This window comes from Ruegeria sp. YTSA168 (assembly GCF_059610045.1).
The window spans coordinates 54,240-68,666 of sequence record NZ_JBXWMW010000007.1; the positions used below are offsets into that span (position 1 = coordinate 54,240).

21 protein-coding genes are annotated in these 14,427 nt (G+C 57.9%); 8 read left to right on the forward strand and 13 right to left on the reverse strand.

Features of this window, described 5'->3' with window-relative positions; all coding sequences use genetic code 11:
- Positions 1 to 44: 44 nt before the first annotated feature.
- Together AC2FFE_RS13745 and AC2FFE_RS13750 are read right to left on the reverse strand one after the other, a co-directional pair.
- The gene (locus AC2FFE_RS13745) at positions 45 to 440 is read right to left on the reverse strand and encodes a hypothetical protein (protein ID WP_496846899.1); all 396 of its coding nucleotides are present in this window, start codon (positions 438 to 440) and stop codon (positions 45 to 47) included.
- Between the two features lie 44 nt (positions 441 to 484).
- On the reverse strand, positions 485 to 1,678 hold the full coding sequence (locus AC2FFE_RS13750; protein WP_496846900.1) for an aminotransferase-like domain-containing protein: 1,194 nt from the start codon (positions 1,676 to 1,678) through the stop codon (positions 485 to 487).
- A gap of 156 nt (positions 1,679 to 1,834) precedes the next feature.
- Here AC2FFE_RS13750 and AC2FFE_RS13755 point away from each other — a divergent pair, with 156 nt between their 5' ends.
- On the forward strand, positions 1,835 to 2,605 hold the full coding sequence (locus AC2FFE_RS13755) for a FadR/GntR family transcriptional regulator (RefSeq protein WP_496846901.1): 771 nt from the start codon (positions 1,835 to 1,837) through the stop codon (positions 2,603 to 2,605).
- 62 nt (positions 2,606 to 2,667) lie between these two features.
- Here the strand turns inward: AC2FFE_RS13755 and AC2FFE_RS13760 are convergent, their stop codons facing one another.
- The 6 genes from AC2FFE_RS13760 to AC2FFE_RS13785 all read right to left on the reverse strand — a co-directional run bounded on the left by AC2FFE_RS13760 (position 2,668) and on the right by AC2FFE_RS13785 (position 6,202).
- A complete protein-coding gene (locus AC2FFE_RS13760) occupies positions 2,668 to 3,417 on the reverse strand; it encodes a phosphate ABC transporter ATP-binding protein (RefSeq protein WP_496846964.1) in 750 nt (249 codons plus the stop codon).
- Between the two features lie 214 nt (positions 3,418 to 3,631).
- Positions 3,632 to 4,192: a F0F1 ATP synthase subunit B gene (locus AC2FFE_RS13765; protein ID WP_496846902.1), complete on the reverse strand. Its 561-nt coding sequence runs from the start codon at positions 4,190 to 4,192 to the stop codon at positions 3,632 to 3,634.
- Between the two features lie 5 nt (positions 4,193 to 4,197).
- Complete coding sequence (locus AC2FFE_RS13770; protein WP_496846903.1) at positions 4,198 to 4,749, reverse strand: F0F1 ATP synthase subunit B'; 552 nt, start codon at positions 4,747 to 4,749, stop codon at positions 4,198 to 4,200.
- An 86-nt stretch (positions 4,750 to 4,835) separates the two neighbouring features.
- The gene (locus AC2FFE_RS13775) at positions 4,836 to 5,060 is read right to left on the reverse strand and encodes a F0F1 ATP synthase subunit C (RefSeq protein WP_005981269.1); all 225 of its coding nucleotides are present in this window, start codon (positions 5,058 to 5,060) and stop codon (positions 4,836 to 4,838) included.
- 48 nt (positions 5,061 to 5,108) lie between these two features.
- On the reverse strand, positions 5,109 to 5,867 hold the full coding sequence (locus tag AC2FFE_RS13780; RefSeq protein WP_496819858.1) for a F0F1 ATP synthase subunit A: 759 nt from the start codon (positions 5,865 to 5,867) through the stop codon (positions 5,109 to 5,111).
- 2 nt (positions 5,868 to 5,869) lie between these two features.
- Positions 5,870 to 6,202 (reverse strand): AtpZ/AtpI family protein, encoded by a 333-nt coding sequence (locus tag AC2FFE_RS13785; protein ID WP_496846904.1) that lies wholly within the window; start codon positions 6,200 to 6,202, stop codon positions 5,870 to 5,872.
- A 231-nt stretch (positions 6,203 to 6,433) separates the two neighbouring features.
- On the opposite strand from AC2FFE_RS13785, the gene AC2FFE_RS13790 reads away from it, so the two are divergent.
- Positions 6,434 to 6,775, forward strand: coding sequence for an ArsR/SmtB family transcription factor (locus tag AC2FFE_RS13790; protein ID WP_496846905.1), 342 nt, complete (start codon positions 6,434 to 6,436; stop codon positions 6,773 to 6,775).
- Here the strand turns inward: AC2FFE_RS13790 and AC2FFE_RS13795 are convergent.
- The 5 genes from AC2FFE_RS13795 to AC2FFE_RS13815 all read right to left on the reverse strand — a co-directional run bounded on the left by AC2FFE_RS13795 (position 6,768) and on the right by AC2FFE_RS13815 (position 10,178).
- The gene (locus tag AC2FFE_RS13795; RefSeq protein WP_496819856.1) at positions 6,768 to 7,181 is read right to left on the reverse strand and encodes a universal stress protein; all 414 of its coding nucleotides are present in this window, start codon (positions 7,179 to 7,181) and stop codon (positions 6,768 to 6,770) included. The genes AC2FFE_RS13790 and AC2FFE_RS13795 overlap by 8 nt on opposite strands.
- Positions 7,182 to 7,267: 86 nt before the next feature.
- Positions 7,268 to 7,540: a hypothetical protein gene (locus AC2FFE_RS13800; RefSeq protein ID WP_496846906.1), complete on the reverse strand. Its 273-nt coding sequence runs from the start codon at positions 7,538 to 7,540 to the stop codon at positions 7,268 to 7,270.
- Positions 7,541 to 7,606: 66 nt separating this feature from the next.
- Positions 7,607 to 8,521 (reverse strand): DMT family transporter, encoded by a 915-nt coding sequence (locus tag AC2FFE_RS13805; protein WP_496819854.1) that lies wholly within the window; start codon positions 8,519 to 8,521, stop codon positions 7,607 to 7,609.
- Positions 8,514 to 9,395, reverse strand: coding sequence for a LysR family transcriptional regulator (locus tag AC2FFE_RS13810; RefSeq protein WP_496846907.1), 882 nt, complete (start codon positions 9,393 to 9,395; stop codon positions 8,514 to 8,516). Before AC2FFE_RS13810 ends, AC2FFE_RS13805 begins: the two co-directional genes overlap by 8 nt.
- A gap of 252 nt (positions 9,396 to 9,647) precedes the next feature.
- The gene (locus AC2FFE_RS13815; RefSeq protein WP_496846908.1) at positions 9,648 to 10,178 is read right to left on the reverse strand and encodes a prolyl-tRNA synthetase associated domain-containing protein; all 531 of its coding nucleotides are present in this window, start codon (positions 10,176 to 10,178) and stop codon (positions 9,648 to 9,650) included.
- An 89-nt stretch (positions 10,179 to 10,267) separates the two neighbouring features.
- Here AC2FFE_RS13815 and AC2FFE_RS13820 point away from each other — a divergent pair, with 89 nt between their 5' ends.
- The 6 genes from AC2FFE_RS13820 (at position 10,268) to AC2FFE_RS13845 (ending at position 14,427) form a co-directional block, all read left to right on the forward strand.
- Entirely contained in the window at positions 10,268 to 10,786 is a 519-nt protein-coding gene (locus AC2FFE_RS13820) for a hypothetical protein (RefSeq protein WP_496846909.1), read from the forward strand.
- 208 nt (positions 10,787 to 10,994) lie between these two features.
- Positions 10,995 to 12,497, forward strand: a complete 1,503-nt coding sequence (ffh, locus tag AC2FFE_RS13825) for a signal recognition particle protein (RefSeq protein WP_496846910.1) — start codon at positions 10,995 to 10,997, stop codon at positions 12,495 to 12,497.
- Position 12,498: 1 nt separating this feature from the next.
- Positions 12,499 to 13,011, forward strand: coding sequence for a GNAT family N-acetyltransferase (locus AC2FFE_RS13830; protein ID WP_496846911.1), 513 nt, complete (start codon positions 12,499 to 12,501; stop codon positions 13,009 to 13,011).
- Positions 13,008 to 13,598 (forward strand): GNAT family N-acetyltransferase, encoded by a 591-nt coding sequence (locus AC2FFE_RS13835; RefSeq protein WP_496846912.1) that lies wholly within the window; start codon positions 13,008 to 13,010, stop codon positions 13,596 to 13,598. The genes AC2FFE_RS13830 and AC2FFE_RS13835 overlap by 4 nt, the downstream gene beginning before the upstream one ends.
- A complete protein-coding gene (locus AC2FFE_RS13840; RefSeq protein WP_496846913.1) occupies positions 13,595 to 14,134 on the forward strand; it encodes a GNAT family N-acetyltransferase in 540 nt (179 codons plus the stop codon). Before AC2FFE_RS13835 ends, AC2FFE_RS13840 begins: the two co-directional genes overlap by 4 nt.
- The gene (locus AC2FFE_RS13845; protein ID WP_496846914.1) at positions 14,131 to 14,427 is read left to right on the forward strand and encodes a chorismate mutase; all 297 of its coding nucleotides are present in this window, start codon (positions 14,131 to 14,133) and stop codon (positions 14,425 to 14,427) included. The genes AC2FFE_RS13840 and AC2FFE_RS13845 overlap by 4 nt, the downstream gene beginning before the upstream one ends.

Genomic DNA, 14,427 nt, shown 5'->3' on the forward strand with positions numbered 1-14,427 from the left:
GTTATCCACAATATCTTGCCAAAATACGAGGTGAAACCCGTGTTTCAATACGGCGTGCACTCGAACACTTCGTAGGCATAGCCACTGGATGCGCCGTAGTTTATGCATTCGTAGTTGGGGCGCGAGATTGCAGTCAGCAGCAAACGTTCCCCGGCTTCGCGGTCACAGCCTAGCACTCCGACCGTCACTGCGGCATCACCCAGCACATCCAAAATGGGACACCCGGACACCTGCGCCATGGCAAGCGCGGCCCGATCCCGGATTGGCCCCAACCGAGGCGCATATTGAGCGTTCACTCGGACCGCCTCGGCCAACTCCCCGCGCACACGCACGTCAAACACGCTGCCGTTGACCGATACGCGCGTCGCAGGCAGATCGCGGAAATGAGGCGTGCCAGCCGAACAGGCCGCCAGCAGCAAAGGGGCAAGATACCGAAACATGCCCGCAGGTTTGCAGTGAATTGGTTAACAGAACCTTTCCGCACTCACCCGCGCAGCACGACACCCAAGCGGCGAATACCCTCGCGGATCGCATCTTCGTTGGAATTCGAAAAGCTCAGCCGGATCGTGTCGGCACCGCTTCCGTCCGGGAAAAAGGCCCGACCGGGAACAAAGGCCACCTTTTCTGTCTCCAAAGCTCTCTCCAGCAAGACGGCGCCATCGATTTCTGACGGCAAAGTCAGCCAAACGAACATACCACCCTCGGGCCGGGTCCACTGAACGCCAGCTGGCATATGCTGTTCCAACGCCGCCAGCATCGAGTCGCGGCGCGCGCGATAGGCCGCACGGACCTTAGGGATATGCGTGTCGAAACAGGTCTCAGCCACGTGGTGAACAGCCATCTGGTTGATGGTTGCCGAGTGCAGATCGGCGGCTTGTTTCAACAGCACCATCTGCGAAATGATCGGTTTGGCCGCGACGACCCACCCCATACGCAGCCCCGGTGACAGTGTTTTTGAGAAACTGCCGCAGTAAATCGTGCGACACGCTTCGATCGTTCCTTTGCGCGCAAGCTCCAGCGCCAGGATCGACGGTATGGCCTCTCCGTCATAGCGCAACGCTTGATAGGCCCCGTCCTCGATTATGGCACAATCAAGCTCCTCTGCCAGATCAAGCAATGTCTCGCGTCCGCGCAGATCAACGGTTTCCCCCGTCGGGTTTGAAAAGTCAGGCGACAGATACGCGAACTTTACCGCCCCATCACCGGCAGCATCCCGATATTCCGCCGCGCCGCGATTGCCATGGGGGTCAAGCCGGTCAAAACGTGGTTCATAGGCGTCAAAGGCGTTGATCGCTCCCAGATAGGTCGGCCAGCCAACCAACGCCCTATCACCCGGAGACAGGAACAGCTTGCCCAGATAATCCAGCGCCTGCTGCGAACCAGAGGTGATCAGGATGTTGTCAACATCACACTCCACACCGATCCCGCGCATATGATGCGCCAACCATTCACGCAAAGGGGCATACCCTTCGCTGACTGAATATTGCAGCGCCTGCGCCTGCTTTTCAGGCCCGAGTGCGTTTTGAAACGCCTCTGCAAAGGCGTCCGCGGGAAACAGGTCAGGATCGGGAATACCACCCGCAAAAGAGATAATGCCCGGTTGGCCCAGCAGCTTCAGCAACTCACGGATTTCGGATGCCTTCATTCTTGATGTACGGGTGGCGTATAGCTGATCCATCTGTCTGGGCCTCCTCTGCCCCAGCGCACAGACTAGGCACTTCACTTTCTAAGTCAATAATGCTGACCTATTATTTCAAGCACCGTGATCGGCTTGAACGCCGCCTTCAATCGTGGTCAAATGACTTGACCAATTTTGGCGCACCCGGAATACCCTATGCCATTTCAAAAAGTTCAGACTGAAAAACTGTCTCTGGCTGTCGTTCGCCAGATCGAACTGCTGATCCTGCGCGGCATCCTGCGCCCGGGTGAGCGTTTGCCCTCAGAACGGGAACTGGCAGACCGGATGGGAGTATCACGCCCGTCGCTGCGTGAGGCGATCTCGGACCTGCAGGAACAGGGATTGCTGACCGCCAAGGCCGGGTCAGGCATCTATGTGGCCGAGGTTCTGGGATCAGCCTTCTCGCCCGCATTGATCCGGCTGTTCGGCAATCACGATGAGGCGGTGTTCGACTATCTGTCCTTCCGGCGCGATATGGAAGGGCTGGCGGCGGAGCGCGCCGCCCGGCTGGGATCGGATAGCGATCTGAAGGTTGTGCAGACCATTCTGAACAAGATGGAAGACGCACATGCCCGCAATGCAGCCGACGAAGAGGCGCATCTGGACGCGCAATTCCACATGGCGATCATCGAGGCCAGCCATAACGTCGTGATGCTGCACATGATGCGATCGATGTTCGATCTTTTGCGGCAGGGCGTTTTCTACAATCGTCAGGTCATGTTCCAGCAGCGCACCACGCGCGATGCCATACTGGATCAACACCGCTCCATCAACACGGCCCTGCAAGACCGCGACCCAAAAGGCGCGCGCCGTGCGGTTGAAGACCACCTGAACTTTGTCAAAATCTGCATGGGCGATCAGCAAAAGGCCCAGCGCAATGAAGAAATCGCACAGCAGCGCCTGCAACATGAGACAGGCGGTGTTTGAGCTTTACCACGCCGAGTCTTAAGCGCGTTTGAACCACATCCCACAAATGCGGCCCGTCTTTGTCACCCCATCTTGCCAAGAATGAAGGATCGGGTCTTTTCATGTGCGGGATGTTCAAACACCTGCTCTGTTGGGCCCAGCTCCAACAACTCTCCCAGATGGAAATAGGCGACACAGTCGGCGACGCGCCGGGCCTCCATCATGGAATGGGTGATCACCACGATGCTATGATCCTCGCGAAGCTCCAGCATAAGTTCTTCGACTTTGGCGGTGGCGATCGGGTCGATGGACCCTGTCGGCTCATCCATAAGCATGATGTCGGGCTTGGTCCCCAATGCGCGCGCAATACAAAGGCGCTGCTGCTGTCCGCCTGACAAGTCTGTTCCATCTTTGCGATGCAGATCGTCCTTAACCTCATCCCACAAATGCGCCCGCCTGAGGCAGTGTTCGACATGTGCTGACACTTCATCTGACGAGGTGCAAAGCCCATGCAGTCGGGCGCCATAGGCCACATTTTCCCAAATCGACATCGGGAACGGGTTCGGCTTCTGCGCGACCCAGCCGAATTTTCGGCGATGGATCGGCGGGTCGATGCTGGGGTGATGAATATCCACGCCAGCCATGGTGATCGACCCTTCAATACGAACACCACGGGTTTCGTCATGCATGCGATTAAGGCATTTAAGAGCGGTTGATTTTCCGCACCCCGAAGGGCCGATGAAAGCCAGGATTTCGCTGGCGTACAAGTCAAAGCTTACATCTTTGAGAGCCTGCTTTGCCCCGTAGTAGAGTGAGAGGTTTCTGACCTCCATCACCGGCGGGGCGTTTCTGAGTTGCTGTGCTGATTTGTGCAGATCGTGGTGTTCAGTGTCGAGCATTGGAACCTCCTGCAAAGCGTCGGGCAGAGGATCCCATAGCTGCGCGCAGCAACGTTTGATCCAGCGCAATGTTCAAAAGAACTTCATAAAAGGGTCACAAAAAACCCGGCACTCAGGCCGGGTTTAATGGGTCTGATTTGATGCAAGCTCAGTGCAGCTTGGCATCCACATCCGCAATGGACGCGTCAATCAGCTTGTTGGCTTGCGCCGCGTTCATCTGTTTGGCCAGAACCGCACTAGCCGCCGAGACCGCCACAGAAATCGCCTGATCGCGGACTTCTTTCACCGCCGAGGCTTCCGCCGATGCGATCTGATCCTGAGCAGCCGCCAGACGGCGCTCGATCGAGTTTTCCAGATCAACCTTTGCCTGTTCAGCAGCACGGACTGCGTCTTCCTTGGCAGCGGCCACAATGGCGTCTGCCTGTGTCTGCACTTCGCGATGCTTACGCTCGTACGAGGCCAGCAGGCTGCGGGCTTCTTCGTGCAGGGCGCGGGCTTCGTCCAGTTCCGACTTGATGCCCTCGGCGCGATTGTCCAAAGCACCACCGATCATGCCCGGGACCTTGAAATAGAACAGAACCGCAATGAAAACGATGAAGCCCAGAAGGACCACAAAGTCGGTATTGCCAAGCGAGAAGAACGGGCCGCTTGCGGCCAGCGCGGGGCTGGCGGCGCAAAGGGTCAGGATAAGGGCAAGAGTGTTCCGCATGTCACTTATCCTTTCATCTGAGCGTCGATCGCACCGTCGATGGCTTTGGCATCCGCCTCGCCGCCCAGTGCAGTGACCAGTTCAGCCGCCGTATCCTTGGCAACCACTTGAATGCTATCCAGCGCACCGGCACGGATGTCGGCAATTGCCTTTTCCGATTCAGCCGCCTTTGCAGCGATTTCCGCGTCCGCCTTAGCAATCGCATCATCCAGACCAGCCTGGATTTCGGCGCGGGCTTCCGCTGCGATACGCTGCGCCTCAGAACGGGCATCGGCCAGCGCCTTGTTATAGGCCTCTTCGGCCTCGACCGCCTTGGCCTTCAGATCTTCGGCCGCAGCCAGGTCATTTGTAATGGTCCCCTGACGCTCCGCCAGGATTGCCGCGATGCGGGGCAAAGCCACGCGGGACAGGACCAGAAAGATGACGACCAGCGTAATGACCAGCCAGAAAATCTGGTTGGGGAACCAATCGAAGCAGAGCTGCGGCATCCCGATGGCAGAGCCATAGGAGTCGACGCACGAGCCGGCTACCTCTTTTGTAATGGGTTCAGTCGCCATGATATCCTCCGTCGGAAACTTGTCTTTACAACAGGTGGGCCGCTATGGCTTGGACCCACCTGCGCGTAAGGATCAGGTTCCGCAGATTATACGGCGAACATCAGCAGCAGCGAGACCAGGAATGCGAAGATCCCCAGGGCTTCTGCGAACGCGATACCGATGAACAGGGTTGCGGTCTGCGAAGCAGCCGCCGAAGGGTTGCGCAGGGCGCCGGCCAGGAAGTTGCCTGCTACGTTGCCCACCCCGATTGCGGCTGCGCCGGAACCGATTGCTGCCAGGCCTGCGCCGATGTGTGCGAGATCGCCTTCCATGATGTTTCTCCTTACGAATTGGAAGTTTCGATGTTGGGTGTTCGAACCTTAGTGCGACGGATGCAGCGCATCTTTCAGATACACACAGGTCAGAATGGTGAATACGTAGGCCTGAATGAAGGCCACAAGGACCTCAAGACCATACATTGCGGTGATCGCCAGAACGGACACGGGCGAGATCACGGCAACCGCGGCGAAGCCCGCGAAAACCTTGATCACCGCGTGGCCAGCCATGACGTTACCAGCAAGACGAATGGAGTGGCTGACGGGACGCACGAAGTACGAGATCAGCTCGATGATTGCCAGGATTGGGCGCAGTGCCAGAGGCGCGCTGGATACCCAGAACAGACCCAGGAACGCAGCGCCGTTCTTGACGAAGCCCAAGATGGTCACAGTCAGGAACACGGCCAGCGCCAGCGGGATGGTCACGGCGAAATGCGATGTGGTGGTGAACGAGGTCGGGATCAGGCCCAGGAAGTTCGCGCAGACGATGAACATGAACAGGGTCATGACATAGGGGAAGAACTTGACGCCTTCCTTGCCGCAGATGTCTTCCAGCATTTTATAGACGAAACCGTAGGTGAGCTCCGCAACCGATTGCATGCGTGTCGGAACGATCGCGCGTTTCGAGGTCGGCAGAACCAGCAACAGAACCACGGCGACAATTGCAAGGAACAGCCACAGGGTCACGTTGGTGATCGTGAACATGCCCACTGCACCGTCACCAAACAACGGCTTAACGATGAACTGGTCCATCGGGTGGAAAACCAGGCTGCTGCCTTCTGCTGCGGTGGTCTCAGTTGCCACGTTCAGTCCCTCTCGTCCTTCTCGGCCGCCTCAGCCGCCGCTTGTTTCTCTTGAACCTCTTTCGCGCTGCGGAGCATAACCTTCACGCCCGCGACAAGGCCCAGCAATGTGAACAGCACCAGAAAGATCGGGATCGTCCCGAGCAGGCTATCCAGCCCGTATCCGATGCCAAATCCGATCCCCAGACCGGATACCATTTCGATGACCATCCTCCAGGCAAGTTCGCCTCCGGATACGTCACTGTCTGCACGGGTCTCAGGCTTTTTGGCCTTTTTCGCCGCTTCGATCTTGGCCTCCAGCTGCGCCATACGCTGCTTTTGGTCGTCATCGGTCACGGGCGTTTTCCTCGCACAGTCTTGAGGCTAGGTGCTAAGGGCGAAGGGGCACAGAGTCAACGCTGTTGAATGCCCGAATTGCCGCATCTTAGTGCATTGTTATTTATATATATTTTGTCACTTTCACAACGAGCGAAACAATGCGCGTGCCCGCCACGGCCGGAAATCGATGCAATTTCCGATATTCAACCAATCGGTTGACCAAATCCGTGCAGTATGGTTCAGCGGGCCATGTCTAATGACCTGGATACCGTGTTCGCAGCGCTTGCCGATCCGACCCGCCGCGCCATCCTGGCGATGCTGCTTGAGGATGATATGGCCGTGACAGATGTGGCCGAGCCGTTCGAGATGTCGCTGGCAGCCATCTCGAAGCACCTGGTCATTCTGACCAAGGCCAAGCTGATCTCTCAGGAAAAACGCGGACGCGTCAAATGGTGCAAGCTGGAGCCAGACGCGTTACGCGCCGCCTCGGTCTGGATGCAGGGATTCGGGCAGTTCGAGCCGGTCAACCTAGATGCGTTCGAACGGTTTTTGGAAGCGGAACTGCCCACGTCGCAGGATGGTCCTACCTGACCACAAAGACAGACACCTTGGCGTGTTTCGCCAGATACCCCGCATGGCTTGAGAAGATATAGTCCGTGATGCGCGGCGCATGGGTTCCGACGACGATCAGATCCGCACCCAGTTCCTCTACCGCACGAGCCAGATCGCCATCCACCTCTGCTGCGACATCGACGGAATGGATGTTTCGGGTTTCGACCTGCACACCAGCTTTCGCTGTCAGATCCTTGGAAAGCGCAGCCAGCCCCTCAGCAACTGAATCTTGGGAAACAGGCGCGTCCCCAGGCTGCGTGCCCGTGACGCTGACGAGGGTCACCCGCGCGTTCTGCCATTTGGCGATGTCACCGGCCACGGCAATCGCCTTATGGACCTCGGGTGGCAAATGAAGGTCTACTGGTATCATGATATGTTGAAACATGGTGTCCTCCTCTCCTTACGGAAAAGCATAGACACCGGGTACGTTCAGGACCTTGATCTGCCTCAACAGAGGCTTTTGCCGCCAGTTTAGCCCTGTATCACGCTGGTAATGACACCCGTTTGATCGGTCGAACACGACCGCGGGTCGTTTTGACCTTCGGCCAGAACCGTTGTGACAGACCCCGTCGGGTTCGTTTGTGTTTCCTGCGCTTTGACGGCGTCGATACGCACGCCACTTTCGGCTGAGACCAATGCCTCACAACTGGCTTGCGTGATTGTCTCGTCACCGGAGCCTTGCAAATTGCTTTGCCCGCAGGCCGCCAATAGCAACACGACTGAGCTCGATAGAGTGAGTTTCATTGACCTACCCGACATTTTTTATCTTCACCGATTGCATGGTGCCAGACGCAGACGCGAACACAAGCCTCAATCCGCAGTGTATAAATCAGCGCTTGTGCTGGGCGTTTCTTCTTTCAACAGCAAGAGTAAGGCCAAGACGGTCAGCGCGATGCCGATGATGATCAATCCGGTTGGGACGCCGTTGCCCAGGGCGATCTCCCACAGAATGACCCAGCTGGGCACTAGATAGGTATAGGCCATTACCTTTGCCGAGGGCAGCCTGAGCGCCGCGAACTGTACCAGCACAAAGCTGACCGCCGTGGCGAAGAAGGAGACATATAATAGACCGATCCAGAAAATGGTCGGCAAGCGCGACCAATCGGTGCTAACCAAATCTGACCAGCCAAATGCCACCAATAGACCGCATCCCGCGACCAAAGTGCCAAAGGCAAACACGACCGCAGGTTCGCCTCGGTTCAGCTTGCGCACCATCGGTGTGTAGATCGCATGGGCGACACAGCCAACAAAATAGATGACTTCACCTTGGCCAATCTGAAAGGCGCGGAAAAGCTGCCAATCGGCGCGAAAGATCACCCATAGCGCCCCGGTGGCCCCCACAGAAAGCGCAAGCGCCATCCTTGGAGTTGTGATCTGACGCAACAAGGCCCATCCGGCAATGGCCGACAAGACAGGGGTGAGAGTAAACACAGCCGCTGCGCTGACCGGTGGGGCCGTCTGCAGGCCGTAGAACATCAGCACGAAATAGGTGGCAAACAAACCTCCAAGAACCAAGTAGCGCCAGGGCGCTTGCAGCGCCGCACGCGACACACCGGTTGTAACGAAGGCGGCGATCCCGATCACGACCGCCGCAATTCCAAAGCGCACGGCATTCAGCGCAGCCGGCGCAATCTCATTCGCAATTATCGATCCCAGCGAAAAGCTGCCCGCCACCAGCGCCGAAAAGACCAGCATGGCCAGATGGCCACGGGTTTGCTCAGTCACAGATCCAATCCTTGGACTTCGCCTTCAGGAACTTCAGAAAAGCCTGAACCTTGGTGGTGCGGTGCAGATCGACATGGGTCACTAGCCACAGCTTTCCAGACCATTCCGGCAGGTTCTGCATCACTTCTTCCAGATCTGGATATCGGGCCGCCTCCCAGCGGGCTATGAATCCAATCCCGGCCCCAGCCCTGACCGCCTCGGCCACTGTGAAATTGTTCGAGCAGCGAAACGTCAGCGCCTCGGCCGGGGCATTCGCCCGCAACCATTGCGCAAAAGGCGCGCGGCTGGTTTCGTCATCATTACCGACAAAAGCATGCTGCGGGAATTCTTCGACACTTTGCGGCTTACCCCGACGGGCAATGTAGTCCTTGCTTGCAAACAAACCCACGTCCTGAGTCACAAAGGGCTGCACTACATTGTCCGGCTGGTCCGGCGCTGACCCGGCCCGGATAGCAACATGCGCCTCGCCATATTCAAGCCGGAACAAGCGGTCCCCGGTCAGGTAGCGCACGATCAGGCCCGGATGTGCTTGCTGGAATTCGCTGAGCGCCGGGGCCACCAAAGGCACCAGTGACGCTAAAGAAGTCACAACCAGCTCGCCCGAGACATCATCGCCCCGGCCCTTCATCCGCCCCACAAGCTGGTTGAACTGATCCTCGGTCGCCTGCGCCACCCTCAACAGATCTTCACCCGCCTCGGTCGGCGTATACCCACGGGCGTGACGTTGAAACAGCTTCACCCCCAGCCGAGCTTCGATCGCATCAATATGGCGGATGACCGTCGCGTGATGCACACCCAGTACATCAGCCGCGCCGCTAACGGTTCCCATACGCGCCACCTGATAGGCCGTTCTCACTTCGTCCCAGTTATCCACGGCAGTGTCACCATTGTGCAATTTCCAACAATACCCGCTGGTATATTCGGGATTTGTTCGAAAAAACAATGCTCATATCAACTCAACCGTACCGACCAGCCCTGTCACATCAAGTGATCCAAAGTTTTCCGTGGATAAAAGCACTTTTTATAGATCCCCCGACCTGTACCCTTTTGACGGTTACCCAGCCAAGGCCTGGATTGGCCCTGCCGCCCATGCCTCAGCCGCACTTGCGCTGGCTTTTGAGGGGGCCTAGGGCAACCAGTTCACGTTACATCCTGTCTTTTCGAAGAATGTCGTCAGATCACCACGAGAGATCGCGATGGTCCGGTCATTGACCAGCGGATGCATGTAAATGACGTCCACCTGCTGCGCCGCGCTATCCATAAAAAACCGCACATCATTCTGAACGCCGTTGATCATCGCCAGGGGGCTTACGGCACCGGGGCGGATACCAAGGTTTTGCAACAGCCGATCCGCCGATCCAAAGGACAAGCTGCCAACCCCCAACTCGGCGCCCAGCGCTTTCAGATCGATCTCGCGGCTTTGTTCCAGCGTCACTAGATAGTTCCGCTTTTTCTTGTCGCGTAGATAAAGGTTCTTGAGACGCAGCGCGTTCTCACCAGGGATCATGAACTGTTCTTCAACCGCCTTGGAGTCTTCAACGGTGCGCAGCGGGATATGCGTGTGCAAGCGATACGTCAGCCCCCAAGCATCCAGCTGTGCCAAAAGCGCATCCGAACTAAGCGGCAATGTATCCTGAAAAGCTGATGATGCGTCCATGGGCTCCTCCTTCTATGGCGCTCTCATCGCGCACCTAAGGGGCAAATTCAAGCCACGACAGGCGCCGTATTCGGTGCTAGCGTGCCGCCATGAAAGTCACGCGCAACACTCCGAACCAACTGATCTTGTCCAATACGCCATGGTTCATCGGCATAACGCTGGTGTTCTTCATTTTGACCTTTGTTAGCGTTGGCGTATTCATGGCCAGCGAAGGCGGCGAGGGTATACTCTTCGGTTTATTCTTCGCGCTATTTGGCGGCGGCATCGGCGTCGGTGCCTTCTGTGTCTTTGTCCGGCGTGTGCAGATCATACTGGATCGCAACACGGACAGCATCCTGATCCGCAGACAGTACGTCTTTGGCTATGAAGCTGTCGTGCACAAGCTCTCAAACCTCTCGCACGCGGAAACCGAAAGCACGACCTCACGTAGCGACAATAGGACATCGACCCTGTATCGCCCTGTCCTGATACTGGATGAAGGTATGAGCGCCGGGCGACATCCCATTGTCGAGGCCTTCTCGAACGGTCGCGGCGCCCACCAACTGGTTGATGCGGTTAACGACTGGCTTCCGGCGCGCAAGGTTGACTCTGACAGCCAATCCGCCTAAAGCCCCATCCAAACATCCGGAAGCGTCTGATCTTCCGGTCCCTTGAGTCGTTCAGGGATCGCCCCCCACCAGCGAGTTTCGCCCGTGGGGGCAATGCCATTTGGCATTACCCCCACGTCTAATTCAGTGGGAGGGGGCGTTTGTGCATTTAACCGGCGCATCCTACATAGGGCACGCCATAAGACAACCGGCATAGGAGGCCGAAGGCATGTTTGAAAATCTATCCGAACGCCTCTCTGGCGTCTTTGACCGGCTGACGAAACAAGGCGCCCTGTCCGAAGAAGACGTGAAAACCGCCCTGCGTGAAGTCCGCGTTGCCCTGCTTGAGGCTGACGTCTCGCTGCCGGTGGCGCGTGAATTCGTCAAGAAGGTGCAGGAGCAGGCCACCGGTCAAGCGGTTACGAAATCGATCACCCCCGGACAACAGGTCGTCAAGATCGTACACGACGCGCTGGTCGATACCCTGCGTGGCGAGGATGACCCCGGCGCGCTGAAGATCGACAACCCGCCTGCCCCGATCCTGATGGTTGGTTTGCAGGGTTCGGGTAAAACCACAACAACCGGTAAGCTCGCCAAGCGCCTGAAAGAAAAAGAGGGCAAGAAGGTCCTGATGGCCTCGCTGGACGTCTATCGCCCGGCAGCGATGGATCAGTTGGCGGTTCTGGGCACGCAAGTTGGCGTCGATACGCTGCCGATCGTGCCTGGCCAGTCACCCGTCGACATCGCCAAGCGCGCCAAGCAGCAGGCCACTTTGGGTGGCTACGACGTTTACATGCTCGACACCGCAGGCCGGCTGCACATTGACGAAGTCCTGATGGACGAGGTCGAACAGGTCCGCAACGTAGTGGATCCTCGCGAGACCCTACTGGTGGTCGATGGCCTGACCGGTCAGGTCGCTGTTGAAGTGGCTGAGGAATTCGACGCCAAGGTCGGCATTTCCGGCGTGGTTCTGACCCGTATGGACGGTGACGGTCGCGGCGGGGCGGCTCTGTCGATGCGGGCCGTTACTGGCAAGCCGATCCGTTTCGTCGGTCTGGGCGAGAAGATGGATGCGCTTGAGACCTTCGAGCCGGACCGGATCGCCGGACGTATTCTGGGCATGGGCGACATCGTGGCCCTGGTTGAAAAAGCCCAGGAAACGATGGAGATGGAACAGACCGAGCGCATGATGAAGCGCATGGTCAAAGGTCAGTTCAACATGAACGACCTGAAGATGCAGCTGGAACAGATGATCCAGATGGGCGGCATGCAGGGCATGATGGGCATGATGCCGGGTATGGGCAAAATGGCCAAGCAGGTCGAAGAGGCGGGCATGGACGACAAGGTGCTCAAGCGCCAGATCGCCATGATCCAGTCGATGACCAAACGCGAACGCGCCAATCCCCAACTGTTGCAGGCCAGCCGCAAGAAACGTATCGCCGCTGGTTCCGGCATGGAGGTCAGCGACCTCAACAAGCTGCTCAAGATGCACCGGCAGATGTCAGACATGATGAAGAAGATGGGCAAGATGGGCAAAGGCAAGATGCTGAAACAGGCCATGAAAGGCATGTTCGGCAAAGGCGGTCCCTCACCCGAAGAAATGGCGGCCGGCATGGACCCCAAGGCGCTGGAACAGGCGGCCAAGGCGATGGGTGGCCGCGGTGGCTTGCCCGGCATGGGTGGCGGCATGGCGCTGCCTCCAGGCCTCAGCGGATTCGGGAAGAAGAAGTAACGTGATCGTCGCTTCGGACATAACTACAGCACGTTTGCGTTTGCGCCGGCCCGACCCATCGGACTTGCCTGCATATGCGGCCTATTACATGGGTCCGCGTAGTAAATTCGTGCGGGGTCCTTATACTGAGGCCGAGTGTTTCGATAAGTTTGCGGCCGTACTTGGTCACTGGGAAATCCGTGGCTTCGGCCGCTACACCATCACTCTGGATGATCGCCCCATCGGACATGTCGGTCCGTTGAACATCGACGCAAACAAAGTGCCAGAGCTGACTTGGACACTATGGGACGGAGCCTGCGAGGGTAACGGATATGCCACCGAAGCCAGCATCGCCGTCCGCGATCACCTTTTGGGCGAGTGTCGCTGGCCACTGCTAGAAATCCTCGTACAGCCCGGCAACACACCGTCCGTGCGCGTGGCTGAACGCCTGAATGCACGCTTGACCGATGCGCCTGCGCCAGAGTGGTATCCCGGGGCGTTGACTTATCATCTGGACGCGGGGTCAATCCAATGACCTTCCGTTTTGAAGCTGCGCCAAATGCTCAGGGGGCTGAACTGGCGTCTCGCGTGGCGGGTGCCATTCCAACACTCGAAACCGGGCGTCTGGTTCTGCGCGCGCCACATTTGTCGGATTTTGACACCTACGCCCGGATCGTGGCAAGCCCGCGCGCGCGGTATTTGTCTGTCATGTCGCGTGAAGACGCTTGGTACGACTTTGCCCAGATGGTGGCCATTTGGTCCTTGCGCGGCCATGGATTGTGGTCGGTCGCGACGAAAACAGAAGGCACGCTTTTGGGGTTTGTCGTTCTGGGATTTGAACCGGAAGACCCCGAACCAGAGCTTGGCTTTATCTTCACCGAAGACGGCGAAGGCCACGGCTATGCGTTTGAGGCAGCCAGTGCCGCGCGCGGCTTTGCCTTCGAGCAACTCGGTTGGGACACTTTGGCGAGTTTTGTCGTCAAAGGGAATGAACGCTCTCAACGTCTGGCAGAACGACTCGGCGCGTTTGTGGAACGCGAGATCGTTGAAGCGGATGGCGTGACTCTGGTCTATCGACACTTGTCGGCTGATGGCGATGGCGGGATGGAGGCTTACGCATGACAACCTTCACCATCCCCACCATCGAAACAGACCGCCTGATCCTGCGCGCGCCGCATCTGGATGATCTGCCCGCGATCACCGCTTTCTTTGCCACCGAACGCAGCCACATGGTAGGCGGGCCACGAAACGAGATGGACTCGTGGAGATCTCTGGCCGGGCGTCTTGGTCACTGGGCGCTTCACGGCTATGGCGGCTGGCACATTACCGAACGATCCACCGGCCAATTTGCCGGTTGGGTTGGCATGATGGATGCACCGGGTTGGGCCGAACCCGAACTCGGCTGGGTAGTGATGTCCGACTTTGAAGGAAAAGGACTGGCCTTCGAAGCGACACTCGCCGCGCGCGACTACGCAGCGCGACATCAGGGTCTGAACGGTGTGATCAGCTATATCGCCCACGCCAATGATCGTTCGCGCGCATTGGCGGAACGGCTTGGGGCCACATTGGAAACTGAACGCGCCGAGCTTCTGGGCAAGCACGCTCAAATCTGGCGCCACCCGCAGATTGACCTGACCACCGAAAGGACCGGCCAATGACCAACCCCGCGACACAAGCTGCCACGCTGTTGAAGGACCATCGCGAAAGCATCGACCGGCTGGACGCGATCCTTGTCTACACGCTGGGCGAGCGGTTCAAGCACACGCAGGCCGTTGGCAAGCTCAAGGCCGCACACGACCTTCCCCCGTCCGATCCCACGCGCGAAGCTGCGCAGATCGCACGGTTAGAAGACCTGGCGAAAGAGGCCGATCTGGACCCCGATTTCGCCAAGGCTTTCCTGAATTTCATCATTCAGGAAGTCATCCGACACCACCGGAAACATCAAGAGTGA